Source organism: Teretinema zuelzerae (assembly GCF_021021555.1).
Classification (GTDB): domain Bacteria; phylum Spirochaetota; class Spirochaetia; order Treponematales; family Treponemataceae; genus Teretinema; species Teretinema zuelzerae.
Window position 1 is genome coordinate 632,959 of sequence record NZ_JAINWA010000003.1, and the last position, 24,413, is coordinate 657,371.

General features: G+C 58.2%; 17 protein-coding genes. 5 read left to right on the plus strand and 12 right to left on the minus strand.

Annotated elements, in window-relative coordinates; translation table 11 throughout:
• Nucleotides 1-7: 7 nt before the first annotated feature.
• Together K7J14_RS10120 and K7J14_RS10125 are read right to left on the minus strand one after the other, a co-directional pair.
• Complete coding sequence (locus K7J14_RS10120) at nucleotides 8-1,798, minus strand: hypothetical protein (RefSeq protein WP_230755830.1); 1,791 nt, start codon at nucleotides 1,796-1,798, stop codon at nucleotides 8-10.
• Nucleotides 1,795-2,820 carry a PrsW family intramembrane metalloprotease gene (locus K7J14_RS10125; protein ID WP_230755832.1) on the minus strand — a complete coding sequence of 342 codons (1,026 nt, stop codon included), beginning with the start codon at nucleotides 2,818-2,820 and terminating at the stop codon, nucleotides 1,795-1,797. The genes K7J14_RS10120 and K7J14_RS10125 overlap by 4 nt, the downstream gene beginning before the upstream one ends.
• 116 nt (nucleotides 2,821-2,936) lie before the next feature.
• Between K7J14_RS10125 and K7J14_RS10130 the strand changes: the two genes are divergently transcribed.
• Nucleotides 2,937-4,046, plus strand: a complete 1,110-nt coding sequence (locus K7J14_RS10130; RefSeq protein ID WP_230755834.1) for an acyltransferase family protein — start codon at nucleotides 2,937-2,939, stop codon at nucleotides 4,044-4,046.
• Nucleotides 4,047-4,147: 101 nt separating this feature from the next.
• Here the strand turns inward: K7J14_RS10130 and K7J14_RS10135 are convergent, their stop codons facing one another.
• Genes K7J14_RS10135 through leuC form a run of 6 tightly spaced genes read right to left on the minus strand, consistent with a single transcriptional unit; the run spans nucleotide 4,148 to nucleotide 12,474 of the window.
• A complete protein-coding gene (locus tag K7J14_RS10135) occupies nucleotides 4,148-4,546 on the minus strand; it encodes a methyl-accepting chemotaxis protein (RefSeq protein ID WP_230755836.1) in 399 nt (132 codons plus the stop codon).
• A 51-nt stretch (nucleotides 4,547-4,597) separates the two neighbouring features.
• The gene (gene metH, locus K7J14_RS10140) at nucleotides 4,598-8,254 is read right to left on the minus strand and encodes a methionine synthase (RefSeq protein ID WP_230755838.1); all 3,657 of its coding nucleotides are present in this window, start codon (nucleotides 8,252-8,254) and stop codon (nucleotides 4,598-4,600) included.
• Entirely contained in the window at nucleotides 8,251-8,751 is a 501-nt protein-coding gene (ilvN, locus tag K7J14_RS10145) for an acetolactate synthase small subunit (protein WP_230755840.1), read from the minus strand. The genes metH and ilvN overlap by 4 nt, the downstream gene beginning before the upstream one ends.
• Nucleotides 8,751-10,460 (minus strand): biosynthetic-type acetolactate synthase large subunit, encoded by a 1,710-nt coding sequence (gene ilvB, locus K7J14_RS10150; RefSeq protein WP_230755842.1) that lies wholly within the window; start codon nucleotides 10,458-10,460, stop codon nucleotides 8,751-8,753. Before ilvB ends, ilvN begins: the two co-directional genes overlap by 1 nt.
• On the minus strand, nucleotides 10,457-11,077 hold the full coding sequence (gene leuD, locus K7J14_RS10155) for a 3-isopropylmalate dehydratase small subunit (RefSeq protein ID WP_230755844.1): 621 nt from the start codon (nucleotides 11,075-11,077) through the stop codon (nucleotides 10,457-10,459). Before leuD ends, ilvB begins: the two co-directional genes overlap by 4 nt.
• Nucleotides 11,074-12,474, minus strand: a complete 1,401-nt coding sequence (gene leuC / locus K7J14_RS10160; RefSeq protein ID WP_230755847.1) for a 3-isopropylmalate dehydratase large subunit — start codon at nucleotides 12,472-12,474, stop codon at nucleotides 11,074-11,076. The genes leuD and leuC overlap by 4 nt, the downstream gene beginning before the upstream one ends.
• A 634-nt stretch (nucleotides 12,475-13,108) precedes the next feature.
• Here leuC and K7J14_RS10165 point away from each other — a divergent pair.
• The gene (locus K7J14_RS10165) at nucleotides 13,109-13,822 is read left to right on the plus strand and encodes an SDR family NAD(P)-dependent oxidoreductase (protein WP_230755849.1); all 714 of its coding nucleotides are present in this window, start codon (nucleotides 13,109-13,111) and stop codon (nucleotides 13,820-13,822) included.
• Between the two features lie 94 nt (nucleotides 13,823-13,916).
• Here K7J14_RS10165 and ilvD read toward each other — a convergent pair whose 3' ends face one another.
• The 4 genes from ilvD to K7J14_RS10185 form a co-directional block, all read right to left on the minus strand.
• Nucleotides 13,917-15,749: a dihydroxy-acid dehydratase gene (gene ilvD / locus K7J14_RS10170; RefSeq protein WP_230755853.1), complete on the minus strand. Its 1,833-nt coding sequence runs from the start codon at nucleotides 15,747-15,749 to the stop codon at nucleotides 13,917-13,919.
• A gap of 72 nt (nucleotides 15,750-15,821) precedes the next feature.
• The gene (locus K7J14_RS10175) at nucleotides 15,822-17,255 is read right to left on the minus strand and encodes a potassium/proton antiporter (RefSeq protein ID WP_230755855.1); all 1,434 of its coding nucleotides are present in this window, start codon (nucleotides 17,253-17,255) and stop codon (nucleotides 15,822-15,824) included.
• A 6-nt stretch (nucleotides 17,256-17,261) separates the two neighbouring features.
• Nucleotides 17,262-18,482, minus strand: coding sequence for a glycoside hydrolase family 5 protein (locus tag K7J14_RS10180; protein ID WP_230758863.1), 1,221 nt, complete (start codon nucleotides 18,480-18,482; stop codon nucleotides 17,262-17,264).
• A gap of 378 nt (nucleotides 18,483-18,860) precedes the next feature.
• Nucleotides 18,861-19,580: a helix-turn-helix domain-containing protein gene (locus tag K7J14_RS10185; RefSeq protein WP_230755857.1), complete on the minus strand. Its 720-nt coding sequence runs from the start codon at nucleotides 19,578-19,580 to the stop codon at nucleotides 18,861-18,863.
• Between the two features lie 146 nt (nucleotides 19,581-19,726).
• On the opposite strand from K7J14_RS10185, the gene K7J14_RS10190 reads away from it, so the two are divergent.
• The 3 genes from K7J14_RS10190 to K7J14_RS10200 all read left to right on the plus strand — a co-directional run bounded on the left by K7J14_RS10190 (nucleotide 19,727) and on the right by K7J14_RS10200 (nucleotide 24,382).
• Nucleotides 19,727-22,006: a beta-glucosidase family protein gene (locus tag K7J14_RS10190; RefSeq protein ID WP_230755859.1), complete on the plus strand. Its 2,280-nt coding sequence runs from the start codon at nucleotides 19,727-19,729 to the stop codon at nucleotides 22,004-22,006.
• 128 nt (nucleotides 22,007-22,134) lie between these two features.
• On the plus strand, nucleotides 22,135-23,484 hold the full coding sequence (locus tag K7J14_RS10195; RefSeq protein ID WP_230755860.1) for an MATE family efflux transporter: 1,350 nt from the start codon (nucleotides 22,135-22,137) through the stop codon (nucleotides 23,482-23,484).
• A gap of 1 nt (nucleotide 23,485) precedes the next feature.
• Entirely contained in the window at nucleotides 23,486-24,382 is an 897-nt protein-coding gene (locus tag K7J14_RS10200) for a hypothetical protein (protein ID WP_230755862.1), read from the plus strand.
• Nucleotides 24,383-24,413: the final 31 nt, after the last annotated feature.

Here is a 24,413-nt window from a genome sequence, read left to right on the forward strand (position 1 = left end):
AATATACTCAATCCTCGCCGGCCGGACAAATCCTCGCCAAGCGGAGGCCGGCGGCCGCGGCGATCTCGTTCGCGTATTTCAGCGCGTTCAAATCCTTTCGCTGGTCTTCTTCGGAAAGCGACTCCCAGGGAACAAGATTCGCGTGGAGATGATACTTAGCTTTGAACGCCGAGTACCGGCTATCGGATGAGTCCGCGTACGGCAGATAGCCGGCAAGGAGTTTCTCGGCGGCCCATCGATTATGCTCCATCCTTCCGAGCTGTTCTAAAATCTTCCGCGGATAGGATTCAAGTTCGAACTTCTCGCCGCCATCGCCGCCGGCGGAACCGGAAACAAAGTGCCACCCCAGGAATCTTAGCTTTACCAATAGATGCCGGGCGGCATACCGGTTGGAATCGCGCAGGACGTCCGATAGCCTATCCCATTCCGCATCGATGAGTTCCGAATCCCACCTCATAGATTCGGATGCAAGCCAGCTGAAGTGGATTCCCTTCGCGAGCACGTCGCAGTCTTCCGCGCGGCGCATGATGTCCAATCCGTTCACAAGACCATCGCTGTCGACCAGAACGATGTCCTGGCTGCGAAGATAGCCGCCGCAGCACTCCTCCGACGGGTACGAGCCTTCCCGGCCCAAAGGCGGAATCACAATGATTCTGGTCTGTTTGCCGGCAAGAACGGAAAGCTGCCTCAATACGCGGGCAGTCTCCAAGGCCAGCGACGAATCGTCGAACGAGATGAACGCGACGTCCGGAAGTTCGTTTGAAAAGACATTCTTCCATTGCGATGCTTCGACAACCTCCGCGGAAGCGGCGGCGTCGAAGCCGGGATGCCTCGCCAGAAATTCATCGAACGAGGCCTCGATTCCGCGATCGCAGAGCGAAATGCGCGGAAGAGAGAGATCTCCGAAGTGGGCTGTCTGCGCGATTTCAAATGCGATAGCCTGTCCTATCCCCGCGAATCCGAATACGGCGGCGCGAAGCATTTCGGGATTCGGGAGCGAGCCGAGCACGTGCGTATCAACGATTGCGCGAGCAAGATGAAGTTCAGGATTGAATCTGAAAACCCGAACTGATTCCGATCTTCCGTCCGGGGTATTCTCTGCGGCTTCGTCGAATTCCCGCGCGATCCTGAGCGCGGATTCGTCGGAATACCCGACGAAAATCGAAGGCAGTCTTTTGAGTCCGCCCGCTTTCCTGGATCTCCGGATATTCCGCAAAAAGTCCTCGGCTGATCGGGAAGCTTCCTGAGCCAGGACGTCTGATTCCGTCATGACGAAAAGGCAGCGAGCCCGGCGCAGACCGCACGCGATGAAGGACTGAGAAAAGGCGGATTCCTCGAAGATCGATGCGGCTCCCATTTCAGCCGCGCGCATCGCTTCTTCCGCTGAGCGGGCGATGCACAACACCTTGCGTTCCGCCGAAATATCGGAGGCAAGAGCAGCGGCGCGCTTGTCGAAGCCGTAAAAAACGGCGTGGCCGCGCATCGCGTATCGGGCCGAAAACGCCTGCATGCGCGAACGGAAAAAACTCATCGCGACGAACACCACCGTGCCCGCGACCGCCAGGGGAGAGAGAAAGCGCGCAAGATCTAGAGCGAGGGGAACTCCCGGTTGGTCGAAGCTCGCGTTCACGGTGAAAAGGGTCAACAGCCGGTACGCGACATCTGTCCAGGTGAGGCCGGAGGCGCTGCCCAAGTATTCGATCCAGCCGACGGAACCGAGAACGGCGCTCGATGAGACCAGCAAAGATACGATGATGCCGCCGTAGAAGCGGTCGGAAAACCTTTTCCCTTTTTTCATAAATACGTGTTCGATTCGAGCCGCTGCCGGTACGAACGGGTGAGGAGCACGGCAAGAACGGTCGGTACGCAGGTCATCGTGAGGCAAAAATAAAAGACGGCCGCGAGAGCCGCTTCGTCCGACGCGTTGTATCCGATTACGAGGAACAGCACCCAGCACGCAAAAGAAAAGACGTACAACAGGCGGCCCGTCACGAGCTTCCAAGTCTGCTTTTCAGGCTTGAGATAAAAACGCCCTTCGGCGTCGATGCCGATTTTGTCTTCGCCGTAACGGACTACTATCCTCGCCGCCTGCTGGCTCGCGGTGTCGAGTCTGATTTGCGCGGCGGCCTCGGGGTTCGCCCATCGCGCGGCTGAAAGTTCCTTTCCGGTTTTGAAGAAGAAGCGGCCGGCGAAAAAGAGGGCGGCGACGAGAAGGAGCAGCATGACGACGGAAGAGCTTCCGTGCTCCATCGCGAAGGTATCGTACAAACCGTGGATGAACACGGCAGCGGCGAAACCCTTGAGCACCAGGACGGCAGCGGTCCGCCGGTCGGCGGCGAAGCGCGCGCGCCCGACATAGGCGCCCATGATGACGCCGCAGAACGTATGCAGGGGGATCGCGGTAATCGAACGGGCGACGGCAGTGGCCAGTCCGCCCGAGAGTACGTACAGCACGTTTTCAAAAAGCGCGAAGCCGATGGAGCTCGCCGTAACGTACACGATGCCGTCGTTCTCCTCGTTGAAGTTGCGATTCTTCCAGACGAACAGAAGGATGACCGCGAGCTTGCAGCCCTCCTCCACCGGCGCGACCTGGATGAAGGAGGTTCTGATTATGGCTGGAAGATCATGCTCGCCGAAAAACGGAAGATACGCGAGCAGACCCTCGATGAGAGAAGCCGGAAAGGTGGAGATCACTCCGAGCGCGAGCGCGAACATGAGCATGCCCAGGGGTTCGGGTTCGACGCGGTCCGTCTTGATCAGGTAGGCGAAAAACATCATCGGCGGAGCTATCGCCAGCAGAAGCAGAATAAGCGTGTACATGGTATCTCCCTTAAAATGATAGCGCAACAAATGCACAAAAGTATGCCACGAAACGGACCGAAAAAAAAGAGAATTGACACATTCACGTCGCTGATTCATCATCCGGTGCAAACGCTATGAAAACCGAACGAAACCGATACGTCGACAATCTCAGAATTTTCTGCATCCTCCTCCTCTTTCCCTTCCACGCGGCGATGTGCTTCAACAGCTTCACGCTCGCGTCGGGAAAACCGGAAGGCTTCTACGTCTGGCTCGGGCCCGTCGAATGGTGCTCGCATATCGTGGTAGCGGTCTATCCCTGGTGGATGGCCCTCCTCTTCGTTCTCGCGGGCATATCGACTCGCCGGGCATTGCAGAAGCGGAGCGCGGCGGACTACGCGAAGGAACGCGTCGCGCGGCTGCTGGTTCCCCTGCTCGCTGGACTCGTTCTCGTCGTTCCTCCGCAGGCCTACATCGGCGATGTATTCAACAACGGCTACTCAGGCGGCTTCTTTTCCCACTATCGCAAATTCTTCACGACCCTCACCGACTTTTCCGGAAACGACGGAGCGTTCACGCCCGGGCATCTGTGGTTCATTCTCTATCTCTTTATCATCTCGATGGTTTTTCTTCCGCTGACCTCCCGGTTCGCGAAGCGGAATCCAGAAAGCGGCCCGGGTCGAATCCGGCTCCCGGCCGGGATGTCCTTGCCCGCGCTGACCGCCGGAGGATTTCTGTTCCTCGGGATTTTCTCGCTCGTCGGCAGAATCGGCAACAAGGGGCTCGGCGAATATTCCGCTTGTTTTCTGCTCGGTTTCTTCGTCCTGAGCCGCGCAGAGGTTATTGAAAAAATCTCGAAGAAATGGGCTGTTCTCTCGATCGCCTGGGCCGCCCTCGCCGCGCTCCGCTGCTGGATGTGGGCAGCGCGCTTCCAGGGAGACCTCGCGTGGAATATCGGCTACACAGCGTTTGAATGGATCGGAATTCTCGCAACCCTCTCGCTCGGCTCGCGCTTCTTGAACGTCGACGCGAAACCCCTGCGCTATCTCTCCCGCGCGGCCTTCCCGCTCTACTATTTCCACCAGACGCTTCTGCTCATCGTCGCGTTCGTTCTCTCTTCGCACGTCGCGCGCCCCGCTCCCTTCATCCTGTTGACGACGGCCGCCAGCTTCGCGCTCAGCCTTGCGGCCTACGAACTGTTCCGCCGCTTCCCGATGTCCCGCATCCTCTTCGGCATCAAGAAATAGAATAAAAATCGAGGCCGGAATCTTGAAGCGGGGCGAACGTCCCGCGCCGGAGCCCCCGGCAGGGAGAGTCCTTGCAGGGGGGTGATCTCTATCGGCTGTCGCTAGGAAGAACGAACGATGAAAAATCCGACGGTATCCTTCATGCTTTCAGCCTGGCTGGAGAGTTCCTCCGCCATCGATGAAAGTTGTTCAGAGGCCGTAGCGTTTTGCTGGATTATCTGGTCGAGCTGGTTCAACGCGTCGTTGATTTGTTCTACTCCGGTGTTCTGTTCGTTGCTCGACGCGGCGATTTCCTGAACAAGATGGGCAGTCGACTTGATGTCGGGGATGATCTCGACGATCAGCCTGCCGGCGCGCTCGGCGACTTCTACGCTGGAACCGGAAAGGGCGGTGATTTCGCCGGCGGCGAGCTGGGACCGTTCGACGAGCTTGCGCACTTCCGCGGCGACCACGGCGAAGCCCTTCCCCGCTTCTCCGAGCTCATCGGAACGCCTCCGCATTTTATCAAGAAGTCCGAAATCGTAACCGTCGAGCTTGAAGTCGCCGTCAGCTCACGTCATGAGCAGGGTCGAGAGGCGGGCGCGGGCCTGCTCAAGGCTGATGCTCTTGCGTTTCGCGTAATCTTCCGCCTGGTCGGCGCCGATCTTTCCCACGGTAAAATAGCGGGCCGCGGGATTCGCGTAATACCAGCCGCATACGGAGGCGGCGGGCATCATCATCCAGCTTTCAGTCAGCGAGATGCCGGTATTTTTTTCCGCGCCGAGCAAGGCGAACAACGTCTCTTTCTCGGAGTGCTCGGGGCAGGGAGGATAGCCCGGAGCCGGACGGATGCCAGAGTATTTCTCGCGGAGCAGAGCTTCCTTTCCCAGATTTTCTTCCGGCGCGTATCCCCAGAACTCGGTCCTGACGCGTTGATGGAGCCGCTCGGCGAAGGCTTCCGCCAGGCGATCGCACAGGATCTTCGCCATGATGGAGCGGTAATCGTCGTTCGCGAAACGGGATGAGTACTCGTCGAGGCCGATTCCCGCCGTCAGGGCGAAGGCGCCGATGTAGTCGGTCCTTCCCGAATCATGCGGCGCGATGAAATCCGAAAGCGACAGATACGGGGGAGTCGGGTTCGTCTGCTGGCGCAGATTTCGAAGGAGATATGTAGCGTCTCCGTTATGCACGGCGATGTCGTCGTCCCCGACCGAGTTCGCACGGAAAATGCCGAACACCGCCCGCGCGCGGACAATGCCGGCGGCCGCCATGTCGTCGAGTAGTGCATGAGCGTCGTCTACAACAGAGCGGGCTTCCGAGCCCTTTTCAGGATCGGAAAGGATATCCGGCCACACGCCGCCGATCCCCCACTGCTTGAGGAAGAAACTCCAATCGATATACGAAATCAATTCCGCAAGCGGATACCCGTCGAAGGATCGAATCCCCAGGAATTTCGGGACGGCGATCTCCGCGGTTTTCCAATCGATCGAAAATTTATTGCGCCGGGCGTCATCAAGAGAAGCGAGGGTTCGGGTATTCTGCAGGGCGGCGTGATCTTCCCGGATCTTCCGATACTGCTCTTTGGTTTCTTCGAGAAAGGAGGCCCTGCGCTCTGAAAGCAGGAGCTGAACAACCGGAGGCGTTTTGGAGGCATCCTGCACATGTACGACGCCGAAGGGATAGGCCGATTCGATTCTGAGCGCGGTGTGGAGCCGGGAAGTCGCCGCTCCCCCGATCAATAACGGAATCGTCAAACCCGCTCGATGCATGGCCGCCGCGGTTTCCTTCATTTCGTCCAGCGAGGGGGTTATAAGGCCGGACAGGCCGATCATATCGGCTTTCGCTTCGACGGCCCGCTCGATGATCGCAGAGGCGGGAACCATAACGCCGAGGTCTATCACCTCGTAGCCGTTGCACTGCAAAACCACTCCGACGATGTTTTTGCCGATATCGTGGACATCGCCTTTGACCGTGGCCATCACGATGACGCCCTTGGACGCGATCCGGTTTCCGGCGGCGTTTTCGGCGTCTATGTACGGGGCGAGATGGGCCACCGCTTTTTTCATGACGCGCGCGGATTTAATCACTTGGGGAAGGAACATCTTGCCGGAGCCGAAAAGCTCTCCGACGCTTTTCATACCGTCCATCAGCGGGCCTTCGATGATTTTAAGGGCCTGGGGGTACTCAGCGCGCAGTTCTTCTATATCGTCTTCTATAAACGCATCGATGCCCTTGACCAGGGCGTGGACTACCCGCGCCGCGGGAGCTTCCGCGCGCCAGAGAGCGGCGGTCTTGGGATCTTTTTTATCGTCCGCGACGGACACGGCGGCTTCGAGCAGACGCTCAGCGGCGTCCGGCCGAACATCGAAAATAACGTCTTCTATAATGGTTCTCAAAGAGCCTGGTATTTCTTCGTAGATAGGGAGGGCTCCGGCGTTCACGATGCCCATATTCAGCCCGGCGCGGATCGCGTGATAGAGAAATACCGAGTGGATGCTTTCCCTCAGCGCGTTGTTTCCCCGGAAGGAAAAACTGACGTTGCTGATGCCGCCCGATATGGGAGAACGCGGAAAACGGCCGCGGAGAGTCCGCACCGCGTCGATAAAATCGGCGCCGTACCGGTTGTGGGCTTCGATCCCGGTCGCCAGAGCGAACACGTTGGGATCGAAGATGATGTCCGCGGGATCGTATCCGGCCTCTTCGACGAGCAGGCGGTGAGATCTCGCAAGGATCGACACTTTCCGCTCCGCCGTTTCTGCCTGACCGGTTTCGTCGAAAGCCATCACCACGACCGCCGCGCCGAGCCGCTTGATCAGCCGCGCCTGCGCGAGAAACTCGGGCGCTCCGGCTTTCAGGCTGATCGAGTTGACGATCGCTTTTCCCTGAATGCACTTGAGGCCGCGGATGATCGCGTCGAAGCGTGATGAGTCCACCATGAACGGAACGCGGGCGATATCGGGCTCGCCCGCGCAGTATTTAAGAAAGGTTTCCATTTCGGCGCCGGCGTCTAGCAGGGATTCGTCCATGTTCACGTCGATGATCTGCGCGCCGTTTTCGATCTGCGCGCGCGCGACGGCGACTGCCGCTTCGTAGTCCTTCGCCTTTATAAGCTCGGCGAATTTTTTCGAGCCGGTTACGTTCGCACGTTCTCCGACGTTCACGAAAAGCGAACCGCCCGATATTTCGAACGGTTCAAGGCCGGATAGCAGGGTCGACTCCGCGGGCGCGCAGGGAATCCGCGGAGGGATGTCCTTCAGGGCGGCCGTTACCGCCGCTATGTGTTCGGGAGTCGAGCCGCAGCAGCCCCCTACGATGTTCACGTTCGATGTTTCAGCAAGCTCGCGCAATACGGCCGCCATCGATTCCGGCGAGTCGTCGTATTCCCCGAGAGCGTTCGGAAGTCCCGCGTTGGGATGCATGCTGACGAGGCACTCGCAGCGAGAAGAAAGTTCCCTGACGTAATCCGCCATGTCGCGCGCGCCGAACGCGCAGTTGAAGCCGATGCTGAACGGCTTTGCGTGCCTGAGAGAGGCGTAGAAGGCCGTTGGCGTCTGGCCGGAAAGAGTTCTCCCGCTTTTATCGGTGATGGTTCCGGAAATCATCACGGGCAGGGAAAGGCCCGAATCGGAGAAAAAACCGTCGATCGCGAAAAGAGCCGCCTTGGCGTTGAGGGTGTCGAAGACGGTTTCGACCAGCAGAATATCGACGCCGCCCGAGGCGAGCGCCTCGACCGAGATCCGGTAGGCGGCCGCCAGTTCGTCGAAGGAGATATTCCGCACCGACGGATCCATTACGTCCGGCGAAATCGAAAGCGTCTTGCTTGTCGGGCCGATAATTCCGGCTACGAATTTTACTTCGCCGCTGGCCGCAGTCCACTCGTCCGCTGCTTCCCGGGCGAGCCGGGCTCCGGCGAAAGAGAGTTCCGCCGACAGGCTTTCAAGTCCGTAATCCGCCTGCGAAACCGAGGTCGAATTAAAGGTGTTCGTTTTTAAAATATCGGCGCCGGCCGCAAGGTAGCGGTCGTGGATGGAACGGATTACGTCGGGACGCGTGAGGGACAACAGATCGTTGTTTCCCTTCAGGGGCACGGGATGATCCGTAAAGCGGCGGCCCCGGAAATCATTCTCGGAGAGGCCTTCCTTCTGAATCATGGTGCCCATGGCTCCGTCGAGAAACAGGATTCGCTCCCGGGAGAGTCTCAGGAGGTTTTCCGCGGACTGCTTGTTCATGTGTCGCTCCGCCCGCGGGCCATCAGAAGCTTTCCGCTTCGCACGCTCTCGAGTATGCCGTATTGTTCGAGCATCAGCTGGAAGGCGTTGAGCTTCGCCGATTTTCCGGTGGCTTCGAAGGTAATTGAATCGGCCGTCAAATCCACGCTGCGCGCAGTAAAGTGTTCGGCGAGCTGCATCAGTTCGGTTCTTTTCTCTACCGGACAATCCACCTTGAAGAAGGCTATTTCGCCTTCGATGATTTCTTCCCCGGTATGATCGGCCGCGTGGACTACGTCGACGAGCTTGTCGAGCTGCCGGATGACCTGTGCGAGAATTTCCCGATCGCCCGAGGCGACGATGTTCATGCGGCTGAAAGCCGGGCGATGAGTCGGGGAAACCACGACGGAATCCAGATTGTAGCCGCGCCGGGCGAAGACCTCGGCGATGCGTATCAGGACTCCGGGACGATTCGACACCAGCAGGCTGATGCTGTGTTGTTCTTCTTGGCGATTCATCAGGTGCTCCCTTTCGGTTTTTCTACGGGCCCGTCCGGTCGGGACAACAGCATGGCGCTGTATTCGGCGCCGGCCGGAATCATCGGGAAAACGTTGTCCTCGCGGGACACTTCGGCATGGATGACGCAGGGGCCGTCGTGGTTGAGCGCGGCGGAGAGAATCGAATCGACTTCGTCGACGGAGGAAATCCTGAAGCCCTTCATGCCGTAGGCTTGGGCGAGCATCACGAAGTCCGGATTATTGTCCATCGTTACGCCCGAAAGCCGGTTGTTGAAGAATATGTCCTGCCACTGTCTGACCATTCCGAGGTATTTATTGTCGATGATCAAAATCTTTACGGGCGTTTTTTGAAGCATAGCGGTGGAAAGCTCGAACTCCGTCATTTGAAAGCCGCCGTCCCCTACGATCGCGACGACGAGCTCTCCGGGACGGGCAAGCTGGGCGCCGATCGCGGCGGGAAAGCCGAAGCCCATCGTTCCGGCGCCGCCGGAGCTGATCCAATCCCGGGGAGAACGCGTTTTATAGAACTGGGCGGCCCACATCTGATGTTGTCCGACGTCGGTGGTTACGACGGCGTTTCCCTTGGACAAGGCGTGGATGCGGTCGATGACCATGCGGGCGGATAGCGCGTCCTTCGGATACTCGAGCGGATAGTCCCTCTTGAATCCCGTCACAGTCTCGATCCAGGCGGACGTATCTCCGGGAGAAGCGAGCGAGAGAATCGCCGCGGCGGCTTCTCCGGCGTCAGCGTGAATGAACACATCTACCTTCACCTGGCGGTCCTGTTCCGAAGCATCGATATCGACATGGATCTTTTTCGCGTTCTTGCAAAAGGTTTTCGCGTTCCCGGTAATCCGGTCGTCGAAGCGGGAGCCTATCGACATGATGAGGTCGCAATCGCGGACTGCCATGTTCGCGTACGCGGTACCGTGCATGCCGAGCATTCCCAGGGACAGCTCATGGTCTTCCGGGAAGCAGCCCTTCCCGAGGAGGGTCGATACGACGGGAATCCGCAGCTTTTCCGCGAGGCGGCGGATTTCATCCTTCGCCCCGGAAATCAGCGCGCCGTGGCCGACGAGAAGGACGGGGCGCGAGGCGGCGCCGAGCAGTGCGGCCGCTTTTTCTACAGCGGCTTCGTCGTATCCGCTTTTTACGCGGTAGCCGGGCAGATCCATGGGAACTGAAAAATCGGCATCGATGAGGGCTGCCGATACGTCCTTGGGAACATCGATGAGCACGGGGCCGGGCCTTCCGGTAGTCGCGAGATGGAAGGCTTCTTTCATCACCGCGGGAAGGCTCGAAGCTTTTTTAACGAGATAGGAGTATTTAACGACCGGGTAGCTGATTCCGGAAACATCGGCTTCCTGGAAGGCGTCCAGGCCGAGATTCGCGGTGATCGTCTGCCCGCAGATCACGATGAGGGGAACCGAGTCCATGTGCGCGGTCAGCAAGCCGGTGACGGCGTTCGTAGCGCCGGGACCGCTGGTGACCAGAGCGACGCCGACTTTTCCCGAAGCGCGGGCGAAGCCGTCTGCCATATGGACGGCGCCCTGCTCATGGCGGGACAGGACCAGCTTGACCGGCGAATCGATCAGGGCGTCGAACATCGGAATGTTCGCCCCGCCGGGATACCCGAAAATATGAGTCACTCCGTGCTGTTCGCAGGAAGCAAGAATCGCCTGCGCGCCGGTCATTCGTTGAGCGTTCATCCGGGACCTCCCGCCTGATTCAAATACGGTATGCGGGAGGCGGTCCGTCCGATCTCATCCCTGTGCGAAAGCAGTTCAGCGAGGGTGTCCCAGCTTCCCGAAAGAAAATTGCTGCGGTGCGAGGGGGGCATCGAAACCGGAAAAGACGACGAACCGTAGGACACGGTCATGGAAGCGAGATTTACGGAGATCTCGAGCTTCGGGTCGGCTTCGATCGCCGACTGGAGAGCCGCGACGTCGGAAGCCGCCGCCGTTACCGCCGGCACGCCGATTGCTGCGCAATTTCCGGCAAAAATATCGGCAAAGGATTCCCCGATAATCGCCCGGATTCCCCAGCGGGCAAGAGCCTGCGGAGCGTGCTCCCGGGAGGAACCGCAGCCGAAATTTCGGTTGACCGCGAGTATTCCGGCTCCCGCGCGGGAGCTTTCGTTCATGGGATGCTTTTTTTCAGCGCCGTCGGCATTGAACCGCTCGTCTCTGAAAGCCTGTTCGCCCAAGCCGTCGAACGTCACGCAGCGCAGAAAACGGGCGGGTATGATTCGGTCGGTATCGATCTCGTCGCCGCGCAGGGATATGGCGCGGCCGGTGACTGTTGCTATCTTTGTATCCAGATTCATGGCATATACTCCCGTACATCGCAGATTTCGCCACGAACCGCCGCGGCCGCGACCATGGCGGGACTCATCAGCATGGTTCTACCCGAGGCGGATCCCTGCCTTCCGATGAAATTGCGGTTAGAAGACGAAGCGGAAAGCTCTCTTCCCGAAAGCCGGTCGGGATTCATCGCGAGGCACATCGAACACCCGGCACCTCTCCACTCGAAGCCCGCGTCCATGAAAATCCGGTCGAGGCCCTCGAGTTCAGCGGCGGCCTTCACCTGCTCCGAGCCCGGAACGACGAAGGCGCGTACTCCGGGCGCGACGCGGCGCCCCTTGAGAATTCCGGCGGCGGAGCGGAGGTCTGAAAGCCTTCCGTTGGTACAGCTGCCGATGAAGGCAACGTCGATCTTTGTTCCTATTATCGGTTTGCCTGGAGTTAATCCCATATGGGCATAGGCGGCGCGGGCCGTTTCGGCGCCGTCGGGAAAGGACTCGGGAAAGGGAAGAGAAGCGGTAACCGCGATTCCCTGCCCCGGATTGATGCCCCAGGTAACCTGAGGCTCGAGGCTTGAAACGTCGATAGACACCTCGTCGTCGTAGCAGGCGTCCGGATCGGACGCCATGGAAAGCCAGAACTCGGCGGCTTGTTCGAAGGCCGGCCCCGAGGGAGCGAAGGGCTTCCCGCGCAGATACTCGACGGTAACGCGGTCGGGATTCACGTATCCGCATTTAGCGCCGCCCTCGATGCTCATATTGCAGAGCGTCAAGCGCCCCTCCATATCCAGGGCTTCTATCGCCTCGCCCGCGTATTCATAGGCGTATCCGATGCCGCCGTTCACGCCCAGCCGGGCGATCAGGGCAAGGATATAGTCTTTCGCGCTCACGCCCTTGCCGGGCGCACCGGTGAACACAATCCGCCGGACCTTGGGTTTTCCGACCGCAAGAGTTTGAGTCGCCAGAACGTCCCGTATCTGGCTCGTCCCGATGCCGAAAGCGATGGCGCCGAAGGCTCCGTGGGTCGCCGTATGCGAATCTCCGCACACGATGGTCATGCCCGGCTGGGTGAGGCCCTGCTCGGGACCTACGACATGGACGATTCCCTGTTTGCCGCTTCCCCAATTGAAAAAACGGATTCCGTTTTCCGCCGTGTTCCGTTCAAGGGCGCGCAGCATCTCCTCGGCAAGCTCGTCTTCCAGCGGGCGCGAGACGCTCCGGGTCGGCACAATGTGATCGACGGTCGCGACCGTCAAATCGGGACGGGACACGGCGCATCCGCGCTCTTGTATCATTGCAAACGCCTGCGGCGATGTTACTTCGTGAATCAAATGAAGACCGATGAAAAGCTGATCTTCTCCCGACGGCAGCGTCGCCGTGCGATGAAGATCCCATACCTTATCCAGAAGGGTTTTTCCCATTCATTTCTCCTCTACAGGCCGAAGTTTGCGGCTGTCGGGAGCCAGCCTTATAGTAAGAATACATGAAAAAGTACGTGATTGTCTCGTTTCGGCGCTAAAAGAAATCCTGAAAACTCAGGATGTCACCGGACTACCGCGTCAGACGCGAAACCTGCCGGGATCATTACCGAATCGCGCGCATCGGGCAGTACTTAATGCATTTTCAGCACCGGATGCAAAGCTTCTCGTCAATAACCGGAAGCCCAAAACCCGTTTGATGTATCGCCCCTACAGGGCAGATTCGCGCAGCGGGACATACATGATTCCCCGGGCATCGTCGTTCGTCAACATTCATACGTTTCTCCTTGGATTTACTATTCATCGATTGTATCTTGTTTCAAGGCAAGCTTCCGTGACGAAATCACACAGCTGCGAATGCATAAGCGCATCACTGCTACTTGAAATTTGTTTCTAATGTCACCATATTACCTGTAAGAGGTAGCTTAAAAGAGTCCAATACCGCCGCTACCGCACGACTAGCGCATATTGCTGCGATATTCACCTTCGAGAAGATTGCCAGCATCGAGGCGGTCGGCCAAGCTGGAAAGGCCGGGATGCGGGAATGCGACATAAAAAAATAAAGGGGACAACGGATATGAATAAACCGCTTGAAGGAAAAACAGCGCTCGTAACAGGATCGAGCAGAGGGGTCGGCAGACTCATCGCGAAGGGGCTTGCCGAACTCGGCTGCAGTACGGTGTTCTGCCACGGAAGGACAGAGGGCGCATGCGAAGGAGTCGCGCTCGATGTAAAGAACGCAGGAGCGCGCGCAGTCATCGCCGCCGCTGAACTGTCGAAACCGGATGAGGTCGAACGACTCGCGCAATCGATACTCGCCTCCGGCGGAGTCGATATATTGTACAACAACGCAGCCGTCATGCACCCCTGGCGCGAAAGCGTAGGCGAATTAACAATGGAAGACTGGGCATGGTCGTTCCAGGTGAACGTCTTCGCGCCGGCGCGCCTCACCGCTGCCCTGCTCCCGCCCATGATTGAAAAAAACTGGGGACGCATCGTCAACCTCACGTCCGGAATCGACAAAACGCCGCAGCTCGCTTGCTACGGCGCGTCGAAGCATGCCCTCGACAAGTGGACCGACGATCTTGCGGCAGCCCTCACGGGAACGAACGTCATTGCGAGCCTCCTCGATCCGGGCTGGCTGAAAACCGACCTTGGAGGAGCGAACGCGGACAACGAGCCGGAAACGGTGTTGCCCGGCGCCCTCGTTCCGGCTTTGCTGCCGGACGGCTCCGAATCGGGACGTTTTTTCCGCGCGCAGGAACTCCGCTCCTTTACATTGCCTGAATAAAGGAGCCCGGAAAACGTATCACGGCGTTGCTTACGCCGCGAGCCGCGAAGCATGGTTGCCGCGCCGCCGCTCGCGCAAGCGGCGGCGTCCTGTGTTACGACTCTCCGGGAAGGCGCCTGACCGCGCCCTGGTCGGCGCTTTGAGCGAACAGGGCGTACGCCTGCAAGGCGCGGCTGACTGTCCGATCGCGGGAGACCGGGGTAAAAGCGGCAGATCCCCGCGATTTCTCTTCCGTTCTGCGCTTCGCAAGCTCTTCGGAGTCGACCATAACTGCAAGGCGCCGATCGGGAATCGAAATATCAATGAGGTCGCCGTCACGGATGAGGGCGATGTCTCCGCCGGCTGCGGCTTCCGGACTCACGTGGCCGATGGAAAGGCCGGAGGTTCCGCCTGAGAAGCGGCCGTCCGTTATGAGGGCGCAGGCTTTCCCGAGGCCGCGGCTTTTCAGGTAGCTCGTGGGATACAGCATCTCCTGCATCCCCGGCCCGCCTTTCGGCCCTTCGTAGCGGATGACGACGACGTCCCCCGCCTGCACCTTGCCGGAGAGAATTCCGCCCACGGCGTCTTCCTGGCTTTCGAACACAACGGCAGGGCCTCTGAACGAGAATACCGACGGATCCACACCCGCTGTCTTCACGATCGAGCCGCGCTCGGCGATGTTTCCCGACAACACGGCCAAACCGCCGTCCGCGTAATACGCATGCGCGATATCGCGGATGCAACCGCCTGAACGGTCGGTATCAAGTTCCGCATAGCGCGAATCCTGGCTGCCCAGAACGAGATTGAACTTCCCCGCAGGCGCTGCCTTGTAAAATTCGCGGGCGGCGGGATTGGAGCCCGCGATCAGATCATAGTCACGGAGCGCTTCCTTGAGCGACGGATAGTCTACGCGCGAAACGGAGGCATCGAGGAGACCGCCCCGATCCAGCTCCGCCAGTATGCCCATGATGCCGCCGGCGCGATGAACGTCTTCGATATGATAGTGAGAGTTCGGCGCGACCTTGCTCAAACAGGGTACTTTTCGGGAAAGATGGTCGATGTCTTTCATCGTGAAATCGACTTCGGCTTCGCGGGCTATCGCAAGGAGATGCAGAACCGTATTGGTGCTGCCGCCCATCGCGATATCCAGGCTCATCGCGTTCATGAAAGCCGCCCGGGTCGCGATGCCCCGGGGAAGAAGCCGCTCGTTTCCGGTTCTGTAGTATTCCTCGGCCAGATCGCAAATACGCTCGGCCCCGCGTTCGAACAGCCGCGCGCGCTCCGCGTGGGTAGCCAAAACCGTTCCGTTGCCCGGCAGCGCAAGGCCGAGCGCTTCATTGAGGCAGTTCATGGAATTGGCCGTGAACATGCCCGAACAGCAGCCGCAGGTAGGGCATGCGCTTTCTTCGACAGCCGCGACCTCGGCGTCGCCGATGCGTTCGTCCGCGGCCGACACCATCGCGTCGATGAGGTCCAGAGCCCGGCCGCCCGAATGGCCGGCTTCCATCGGACCGCCTGAAACGAAAATGGTCGGTATGTTCAGGCGCATGGCGGCCATCAGCATGCCGGGAGTGATTTTATCGCAATTCGATATGCAGATCAGGGCGTCGGCCGTATGCGCGTTAACCATGTACTCGACGCTGTCGGCGATCAAATCCCGCGAAGGGAGGCTGTAGAGCATGCCGGAATGGCCCATCGCGATTCCGTCGTCTATGGCGATAGTATTGAACTCGGCCGCGAAAAAACCGCGCGCTTCGATGATCGCTTTCACTTTCTGGCCGACGTCGTGCAGATGCACATGGCCGGGAACGAACTGGGTAAAGCTGTTCGCAATCGCGATGACGGGCTTGCCCATATGAGCGGCCTGCATGCCGTTTGCCCGCCATAAGGCGCGGGCTCCGGCCATTATGCGTCCTTTTGTGGTGACGTCCGATCGTAATGATGGCATAGCGTGACTCCTTTTGTTCTCATAAAAACTGGCGACTATAACCCTTACGGGAATTCGTCATATGAATACCTATCAAACGCCGTTCAGCTTAACGGCGAGCTCGTTCACTTTGGCAGAGGGAGCGAGAACGTACAAGATGTCGTTCGCTTTGACGACAGTGCTTCCCTTCGGGAGAACTATCTGGCCGTCGCGGACGATGGAGCTGATGAGCAGATCCTTGTCGAGATTCATCTCCGAAATAGGGCGGTCGATACAGGGGGAGTTTTCATCAACTCGTACTTCCGCCATTTCGACATTGCTCGAACGCAGGGAATGCAATTCTATCGTGTGCGGGGACTCGAGCCTTCTGCGTTCAGTGAACGAAAACGCCTTTGCCAGCAATCCGAGCGTAGTTCCCTGGATGATGCAGGAAAGAAATACGGCAAAAAAAATGACGTCGAAAATGAAGCCGGACGAATCGAGCCCGGACGCGAGAGGATAGGTCGCGAGAACGATAGGAACCGCACCCTTTATGCCGCCCCACATGAGAAAAACTTTTTCCTTAGCGGAATATTTGAACGGTATGGTCGAAATAAAAAGCGCGAACGGGCGGGCTACGAACATCATGACCGCGACAATGATGAGCGCTTCCTTCCAGACCGCGGCGAAGCGATGGGGAAAGGCAAGAAGCCCGAGCATGATGAAAAGCGCAATATTGAACATGGCGGCAATGCTTTCGAGAAAACCGCTCACGCTGCGCTTCGCCGGGAAGTTCGCGTTGCCGAGCCAGTATCCCATGAAGAAAACAGCGATGATTCCGTTCGCCTTAAGCGCGTCGGAAATTCCGTAGGCAAAGAGAATGCACCCCAGCATGAGAATATTATAGTTGCCCCTGCTCTCCGAATTAAGATGATGGAAAACGAACATTGATATCCTGAACGCCAGGTATCCGATGATGATCCCGCCGGCGAACTGCCACAAGAGAGAGAGAATCGCGATCAGGGGGGACCGGAACGACTGCATGGCGATCTGTATGAATGTTACTGTAAGGATGATCGCCATCGGGTCGTTCGCGGCCGATTCAATATTAAGAGTACTCGCGAGCTTCGATTTGATGGGATTGCTCCGGGTAATCATAAAAACCGCGGCGGCGTCTGTCGATGAAATGATAGAGGAAATCAGGAGAGAATAAATAAGATCGAAGCCGAGCGCGAAATGGATGATCAAACCGAGGATTCCGGAAGTAAGGGCGACTCCGAGCGTCGCGAGCGTAAGCGACGGCCCGGCCACGCTGCGAAATTCTCCCCGCGTAATGCGGAATCCTCCCTCGAAGATGATGAATATCAACAGAATGTCCGCGACGCGTTTCGTCAGATCAGCGTTGTCGAAATACACGAGATTGAGAACATCGCTGCCGACGATGATTCCTATCAGTATGAATCCGATGAGAAGCGGAAGCCCAAAGCGCGAGCTCACCTTGGAGGCCAGTATCGACAGAATTATCAACAGAGAAAGAAAGAGAACCATCGGGCTTTACAACGCCCCCAGTATCGCTTCGAGAATCTCGGGGGAATACCAGGAGCCCCCGACGCGGTTGTAGAAGCCGTAGAGCTCGGAGAAGGAGCCGGAGGAGGGAACCTGGTGATTTCCGTTGTCCCACAGCACGACGGGCATGCCGTAGCTTGCGGCCTTCCCGACATAATACGAGAACCACTCGACCCGGGCGGCGAGGTTGTTCTTGTTCGTCGCGCCGTATTCACCGATGATGACCGGAATCCCGCGCTTCGCCGTAAACGAATCATTGAGATTAGCCATGAAAGTGTCGATATCGGAGCGGTGCTTATCAGTGAAGATTTTCTCGCCGGGATCTTCCATCGCGAAGCTGTAGGGAGTATATGCGTGAACGGAAAGGATGAGCTTGTCTTCCGCCGAATCCTCGGGAACGACGAAACGGGATGAAAGCGCGGCCCAGGGAGATGCGACGTAGGGAGTGATCATCACGTATCGATTTTTGTTATTGCTTCCGGAAGCGCGGACGACGTCCAGGGCGCTCTGTTCGAGTTCCCCGATTATAGAAGCGGCTTTCGTCAATGCAGAATCGGAATCGCTCCAGCCCCATTCGTTCGCGTAGCCCACGAGGCGGGGCTCATTTAAAAGTTCGAATATCAGGTTTTCATCGTAATTGCGGAACGTAAGCGCGATTTGCTTCCACACGCGCGTTACGAAAGCGAGCGAACGCTCTGCGTGTTCGGCGTCGGGAAAGTAATATTCTTTTTCGTTATCGTGATGAATGTTGATGATGACCCGAAGATCCTCGGCAAGCGCGTAGTCTACCACGGTTTTTACCCGCGCCATCCATTCAGGATCGATGGTGAAGGCCTCGTCTGCATGGTTGTGCCAGGATACGGGAATTCTGACGAGATCGATGCCGGAAGCCTTGAGGTTTTTCATCATATCCTGAGTCGTACGCGGTTGGCCCCACGAAGTTTCGCTCGCAAGGCCGGTTGTGCCGTAGGCGTCCAGGGTATTGCCCAGGTTCCAGCCGGTTCCGAGTCCGGATACGAATTCGCGGGCGGACAGGCTGAAATCCCCAGGAAGGGGATCGCCGGGAGTTTCCGGATATGAAGGCTCAGGGGGAATCGAATCTCCTAGCGCCGGCTGGTTCGACGAACAGGATGAAGCAATGACTAAAACAAAAAGCACAAAAGCCGCGAAGGCCGCCGCTAGAAATTTCTTATTGTCCGGCACATGCATATTCACGTAAGTATCCTCCAAAAATAGCGCGAATGCTCACGCGCGTGAGCGAGTATAACATACCAATGGTTTTTTGCTAAAGCTCGTCGTAAGAAATCGTGAGGATTTAAACACTCGGGAAATGAAACGCAAGGATACACACGACCGGCGAAAAAATGACGCAGAAGCAACCCTAAGCGTTCTGCGAAAGCTGTGTCGAGGACTGCATCGACGACGCCCCTGATGCATCTTCCGCTTGAGGGGGCTCCGAAGAAGGACGATCGCTGAAGCGGTACTCCCTGCCTCAATCTTGATTACCTGTATACCTGATAGTATACCTACCGGTAGGTATAGAAAGCGCGCTTTACGCTACCTACCGGTCGGTATAGAAAGCTGACTTTACACCCCCCGATGTTCCTGCAACCATCGACCCGGGGTCGCCCCCGTCTCCCTTTTGAAACAGACCGTAAAATAACTCTGCGACGAAAAACCCAGATGGGCCGCGATGTCCGGTATCGCCAAAGACGAATGGAGCATCAGCCGGCACGCCTCGCGGACACGCTCGCGGCGGAGCCAGATCGTGAACGCGAACCCGGTTTCCCGGCGGAATTTTCTGCTCACATGGGTCGGGCTCAGGTTAACCGCGGCGGCGAGCGCGTCGAGCGTAATATCTTCCGTCAGATGTTTGGAAATGTAGTCGACGCAGCGGGCGATTTCTGCGGATAGCGGCCGCGGCGTGCGATAGCGGCGGACAAGCAGGGCAAAATCGACGAGGCTCTTGCGCTTGAAATCCCGCACGGCATCGTCTGTTGAAAGATTTTCCGCGGCGTTGATCGCTTCGTCGCTGAGGGTGTAGGCATATTCGACCGGAACCCCGCCTTCCACCGCTGCCCTCGTGGCAAGCGTTACAGATGCAATGAAAAGGTTTTTTTCCTGCCGGACATCGGTCTTCGCGATCCGTCCGATTCCCCAGGATTCGAAGCTTGGAGAGCGCTGCCGCAGCGATTCTGCGTCTCCGCGGCGAACCAGGTTCCACAATTCTTGTTCGCTTTCCCAGCTCATGTGAAAGCTGCTGAGTTCCCGTTGAGTGCTCGATTGTTTCGGTTCTTTCGCATTCATGTCGCCATTCTAGCGCGCTTTACCGCGAAACGCAAGAAATTGATATAAAAACGCAAAATAGTAATATAGAAATAAGTTCACCCCAAGCAATACTGGATACAGATTCATAAGAACGCGCAGACTGTAAGCGATGAGGAGAAGATGCTATGGCGAGAGATATTTCGGAACTGGTTTCAAAACTGACGCTGGAAGAAAAGGCGAGCCTCTGTTCGGGGCTGGACTTCTGGCATACCAAGGCAGTCGAGCGGCTGGGGATTCCCTCGGTGATGGTGAGCGACGGCCCTCATGGTTTGCGAAAACAGGATATGAAGGCCGATCATCTGGGGTTCAACGAGAGCATCAAAGCGGTGTGTTTTCCGGCCGGCTGCGCCCTCGCCTGCTCCTTCGACCGTGATCTCGCCCGGGAGCTGGGGGAAACGCTGGGCGACGAGTGCCAAGCCCAGGACGTCGCGGTGCTTCTCGGTCCGGCGGTCAACATAAAGAGGTCCCCCCTCTGCGGGCGGAATTTCGAATATCTTTCCGAGGATCCCTTCCTCGCGTCGAGAATAGCCGCGAGCCATATTGCGGGCGTGCAATCGAAGAATGTGGGAACCTCGATCAAGCATTTCGCGGCGAATAATCAGGAATATCGGCGGATGACCTCGTCCTCGGAACTGGACGAGCGAACGCTCAGGGAAATATATCTGGCGGCCTTCGAGGAAGCGATCAAGGAAGGAAGGCCCGATACGGTCATGTGTTCGTATAACCGGATCAACGGGGTGTTCGCCGCGGAAAACGAGCGTCTTTTAACGAAGATTCTTCGCGACGAGTGGGGTTTTTCAGGGTACGTGATGTCGGACTGGGACGCGGTGAATAATCGGGTTGAAGGACTCAAGGCTGGGCTCGATCTTGAAATGCCGTCTTCTAACGGAGTTACCGACCGCGAAATCGTCGAAGCGGTCCGTTCGGGGAAACTCGCCGAGCGGGTGCTGGACGCCTCTGTTGCACGAATTCTCGAAAAAGTGTTCAAGTTCGCGGACAACCGGAAGGAAAGGAACTTCGACCTTGAAAAACACGACGCGCTCGCCGGGCGAATCGCGGAAGAAAGCGCGGTGCTCTTGAAAAACAACGGCCTGCTCCCCCTCGACCCCGCGAAGGCAGGCGAGGTTCTATACGTCGGTCAGTTCGCGAAGAAACCGCGCTACCAGGGAGGAGGCAGCTCGCACATCAACAGCTTCCGGGTTACCGGAGCCCTTGAGGCCTCGGCGGAAATCGCGCCCGGAGTCCGCTGGGTAGAAGGATTTAAGACCGACTCCGATGCGGAAGATCCCGCGTTGGCGGCGGAAGCCCTTGCAGCCGCGAAACAAGCGAAAGCAGTAGTGATCTTCGCGGGCCTCCCCGATTCCTACGAGTCGGAAGGCTACGACCGCGCGCATATGAGGCTGCCGGAAAACCAGAACAAGCTGATTGCCGAGATCATGAAGGTCCGGCCTGAAACTGCCGTAGTCCTTCATAACGGATCTCCGGTGGAGATGCCCTGGGCCTCCGGCGCGGCGGCGATTCTGGAAGCCTATCTCGGCGGACAGGCGGTCGGCCGCGCGACGAGCCGGATTCTCTTCGGCCTCGCGAACCCTTCAGGAAAACTCGCCGAATCCTTCCCGCTCAAACTCGAAGACACGCCCTGCTTCATCGATTTTCCCGGAGACGGCAAAACGGCTCAGTATAAGGAAGGAGTATTCGTCGGCTACCGCTGGTACGACAAGCGGAAAATGGATGTTCTTTTTCCCTTCGGACACGGACTGAGCTACACGAGTTTCGCCTACTCGGGACTCAAAACCGACAAAACCTCGATCACCGAGGGGGAGACGCTCTCTGTAAGCGTCGATGTCGAAAACACCGGAAAACGCGAGGGCAAGGAAACCGTTCAGCTCTATGTCCGCGACACGACGGGTTCGGCTGTCAGGCCGGTCAGGGAGCTCAAGGGCTTCGCCAAGGTTCATCTGAAGCCGGGAGAGAAGAAGACGGTCTCGTTCGCGCTGGATAAGAGGGCCTTTGCCTGGTACTCGCAGGAGCTCGGCGATTGGTACGCCGCCCCGGGGGAGTATGCGGTTGAGATCGGCAGGTCGAGCCGGGATATAGAGGCGTCTGTTTCCGTGATGTGGAACACCTCGCAGCGGCTTCCGTTCCATGTGGATCTGAACACTACTATAGAAGAGATTTTGGCCGACGAACGGACGGCCGCAGTTCTCAAGCCCATGCTCGATAAAATGGAAGAGATGTTCAAGGGCGGCGGCGGAGAAGCGGCGAACGAGGCAATCACCCCGGCGATGATAAATGCGATGATTGCGAACTTTCCGCTGAGGGCGCTGCGCTCCTTCTCAGGCGCGGGGAACGAGGAGATAGAGGGATTGTTGAAGGCGCTGAATCAAGCGGCTTCGGGAAGATAGTATAGTATACCTACCGGTAGGTATAGCAAGCACGCTTTACGCTACCTACCGGTAGGTATAGAAAGCCACTTTTACATCCCCGCCCTCCCGCTGGACACTCCCGCCCCGGCGGGTACATACTCTCCTCCATGAAAACGCTCACCCCGGCCCCGCGATTAAACCTCATCCACCTCGCCTGGCCCATGTTCATCGAAGAACTCACCGGCGGCATAACCAGCTTCGCCGACACCTGGTTCACCAGCATGATCTCCGACGAAGCCGCCGCGTCAGTCGGCATACTCGGCCCCATCCTCATGCTCGGCTACTTCATCCTCCCCCAGTTCACCTCGGCGGGAACCAGCGTCGCCTCCCAATATATCGGGGCCGGCGAAAAACACAAGATCATCCCCACCTGGGTCGCCAACATCCTCATCAGCACCATATCCGGCACCGTTCTCGCCGCAGTTTTATTCGCATTCTCCGGCAGCATCGGACTCTGGCTCGGCATGACCGAATCGCAGAACGCCCACGCCCAGGCATACCTTTCGGTAATCGCCTTCAACTTCATCATCGTCGGCCTCAGGAATTCCTACGCCTCGATCCTCGCCTCGCAAACCCTCACCCGCTGGAACATGGTCGCTTCGATCGTTACCAACCTCATCAACGTGCCGCTCAACTACGCGCTCATGAGCGGCTGGGGAATCTTTCCGGAAATGGGACTCCGCGGCATCGCCCTGGCGACCGTCATCTCCTACTTCATCGGCTTCCTCATCATCTTCTTCATGGTCCACGTCAAGCTGGGAATCCGCTTCCGCGAAGAAGGCATGGGGAAACGCATCCGGGAAGTCGTCCCGCCCATTCTGAAAGTCGGCATACCCACTGCAATGGAACCGTTCAGCTACACCATGCAAAGCTTCGTCGTCTCGATGATCATCATCCGCCTGGGAACCGTCTCGATGGCGGCGAATACCTACGTCAACAAATTCATCTTCCTCGACCAGGCGGCGTCCTGGGCCCTCACCATGGGCGGCCAGATTCTCATCAGCCACCACCTGGGAGCCAACCGCATCGAAGACGTCAGAAAGGAATTCTGGCGCATCGCCGGAATCATAGCCGGGTTCGCCCTCCTCATCATGCTGCCGATCTTTCTCCTTCGCGGACCTCTGCTCGCATTCTTCACCCGCGATCCTGAAATTCTCGCGCTCTCGGCCGTCCTCCTCGGCTTTTCCGTCCTCATGGAGCCCATACGATCCATGAACATCCTCGGAGGAGTCGCCCTGAAAAGCGTCGGCGACGGAGTTTTCAGCGTCGTCATCAGCCTTGTGTTCATGTGGGGCCTCGTACCCCTGCTCGTACTCGCGGTTTCCGCCGGCTGGGGCATCGTCGGAGTATGGAGCTGCCTCCTCCTCGACGAAACCGTCAGAGCCCTTATCAACGCCTGGAGGTGGAAGAGCGGCCGCTGGATCGGCAAGCGCGTCATCGATGAAAAAGGAAACTAGCATGGAAGAAACTCAAGATCGAGGCAGAACGTCCCTGCCCCTTCGCGATTCAACGGGCGGAGCCCCCGCCGGCGGATTTAAAAGCAGGGGAGCTATCGTCTTCCGCTTTCGTGTCGCCGCGGCGGTACTCGTTGCGATCGCCGCTTTCGGTTTTCTGTTATTGCGCATGCCCGCTCCGTACTCGAGCGAGTGCGATCTCTCCTACTGGCCCAGCGCGAAGCTCGTCTCGGGCGAGTGGACCTGGGCGCGCACGCCCTCGGGCATCGACTATAACCTCTACATTCCCTCCGGCGTCGACATCGAGGACCCGGGCGCGGAACTGCCGCTGATCGTCGTCCTCCACGGTTCGACCGGCAAAGCCATCTCAAAGGACAGATACGGAAGACTCTTCACCCGCGCGGACGCGCAAGCCGCTTTCGGACCAAAGGGAGCCGCCGTAATCGCGCCCCAATCGCGCATCGAATATTATACTGATCCCGATTCGTACGCCCGCTTCATCTACAATATATTGATCGCCTATCCCTGCATTTCCCGGAACCGTATAGCCCTCTGGGGGCATTCGCAGGGGGCGGCCTTTTCGCTCGAGCTGGGGGCGGCGCATCCGGGACTCTTCCGCGCGATCGCTCCGGGAAGCTCGTATTACAGCGCGTCGCCGGCGGAACTTTTCCGCCTGGCCCGGCTCAAGGTCTGGTACGCGACCGCCCGCAACGACTCAGGGATCTGGGAGCAGGGGCACCTCACCGGCCGCATCCTCGCCGCGATCTGCCCGGACTCGCGCTATCTCGAATACCCCACGCGCGGCCACTTCTACATCGAAAACGCAGACGCCTACCCGCCCGGCGATCCCGGCGCGGAAGAAACCTTTATTTCCTGGCTCGTCCGCGCCCTGGAAGACTGACTTTCCGCCGAAACACCGGCCGAGCTCGTCT

Bases quoted from the DNA above. Each gene is read 5' to 3' on its own strand.
- K7J14_RS10135 (WP_230755836.1), bottom strand. From the start codon at position 4,546: ATGCGGAGGCGTTCCGATGAGCTCGGAGAAGCGGGGAAGGGCTTCGCC.
- metH (WP_230755838.1), bottom strand. From the start codon at position 8,254: ATGAACAAGCAGTCCGCGGAAAACCTCCTGAGACTCTCCCGGGAGCGA.
- K7J14_RS10185 (WP_230755857.1), bottom strand. From the start codon at position 19,580: ATGAATGCGAAAGAACCGAAACAATCGAGCACTCAACGGGAACTCAGC.
- K7J14_RS10165 (WP_230755849.1), top strand. From the start codon at position 13,109: ATGAATAAACCGCTTGAAGGAAAAACAGCGCTCGTAACAGGATCGAGC.
- leuC (WP_230755847.1), bottom strand. From the start codon at position 12,474: ATGGGAAAAACCCTTCTGGATAAGGTATGGGATCTTCATCGCACGGCG.
- K7J14_RS10120 (WP_230755830.1), bottom strand. From the start codon at position 1,798: ATGAAAAAAGGGAAAAGGTTTTCCGACCGCTTCTACGGCGGCATCATC.
- K7J14_RS10125 (WP_230755832.1), bottom strand. From the start codon at position 2,820: ATGTACACGCTTATTCTGCTTCTGCTGGCGATAGCTCCGCCGATGATG.
- K7J14_RS10190 (WP_230755859.1), top strand. From the start codon at position 19,727: ATGGCGAGAGATATTTCGGAACTGGTTTCAAAACTGACGCTGGAAGAA.
- ilvD (WP_230755853.1), bottom strand. From the start codon at position 15,749: ATGCCATCATTACGATCGGACGTCACCACAAAAGGACGCATAATGGCC.
- K7J14_RS10175 (WP_230755855.1), bottom strand. From the start codon at position 17,255: ATGGTTCTCTTTCTTTCTCTGTTGATAATTCTGTCGATACTGGCCTCC.
- leuD (WP_230755844.1), bottom strand. From the start codon at position 11,077: ATGAATCTGGATACAAAGATAGCAACAGTCACCGGCCGCGCCATATCC.
- K7J14_RS10130 (WP_230755834.1), top strand. From the start codon at position 2,937: ATGAAAACCGAACGAAACCGATACGTCGACAATCTCAGAATTTTCTGC.
- ilvN (WP_230755840.1), bottom strand. From the start codon at position 8,751: ATGAATCGCCAAGAAGAACAACACAGCATCAGCCTGCTGGTGTCGAAT.
- K7J14_RS10180 (WP_230758863.1), bottom strand. From the start codon at position 18,482: ATGCATGTGCCGGACAATAAGAAATTTCTAGCGGCGGCCTTCGCGGCT.
- K7J14_RS10195 (WP_230755860.1), top strand. From the start codon at position 22,135: ATGAAAACGCTCACCCCGGCCCCGCGATTAAACCTCATCCACCTCGCC.
- K7J14_RS10200 (WP_230755862.1), top strand. From the start codon at position 23,486: ATGGAAGAAACTCAAGATCGAGGCAGAACGTCCCTGCCCCTTCGCGAT.
- ilvB (WP_230755842.1), bottom strand. From the start codon at position 10,460: ATGAACGCTCAACGAATGACCGGCGCGCAGGCGATTCTTGCTTCCTGC.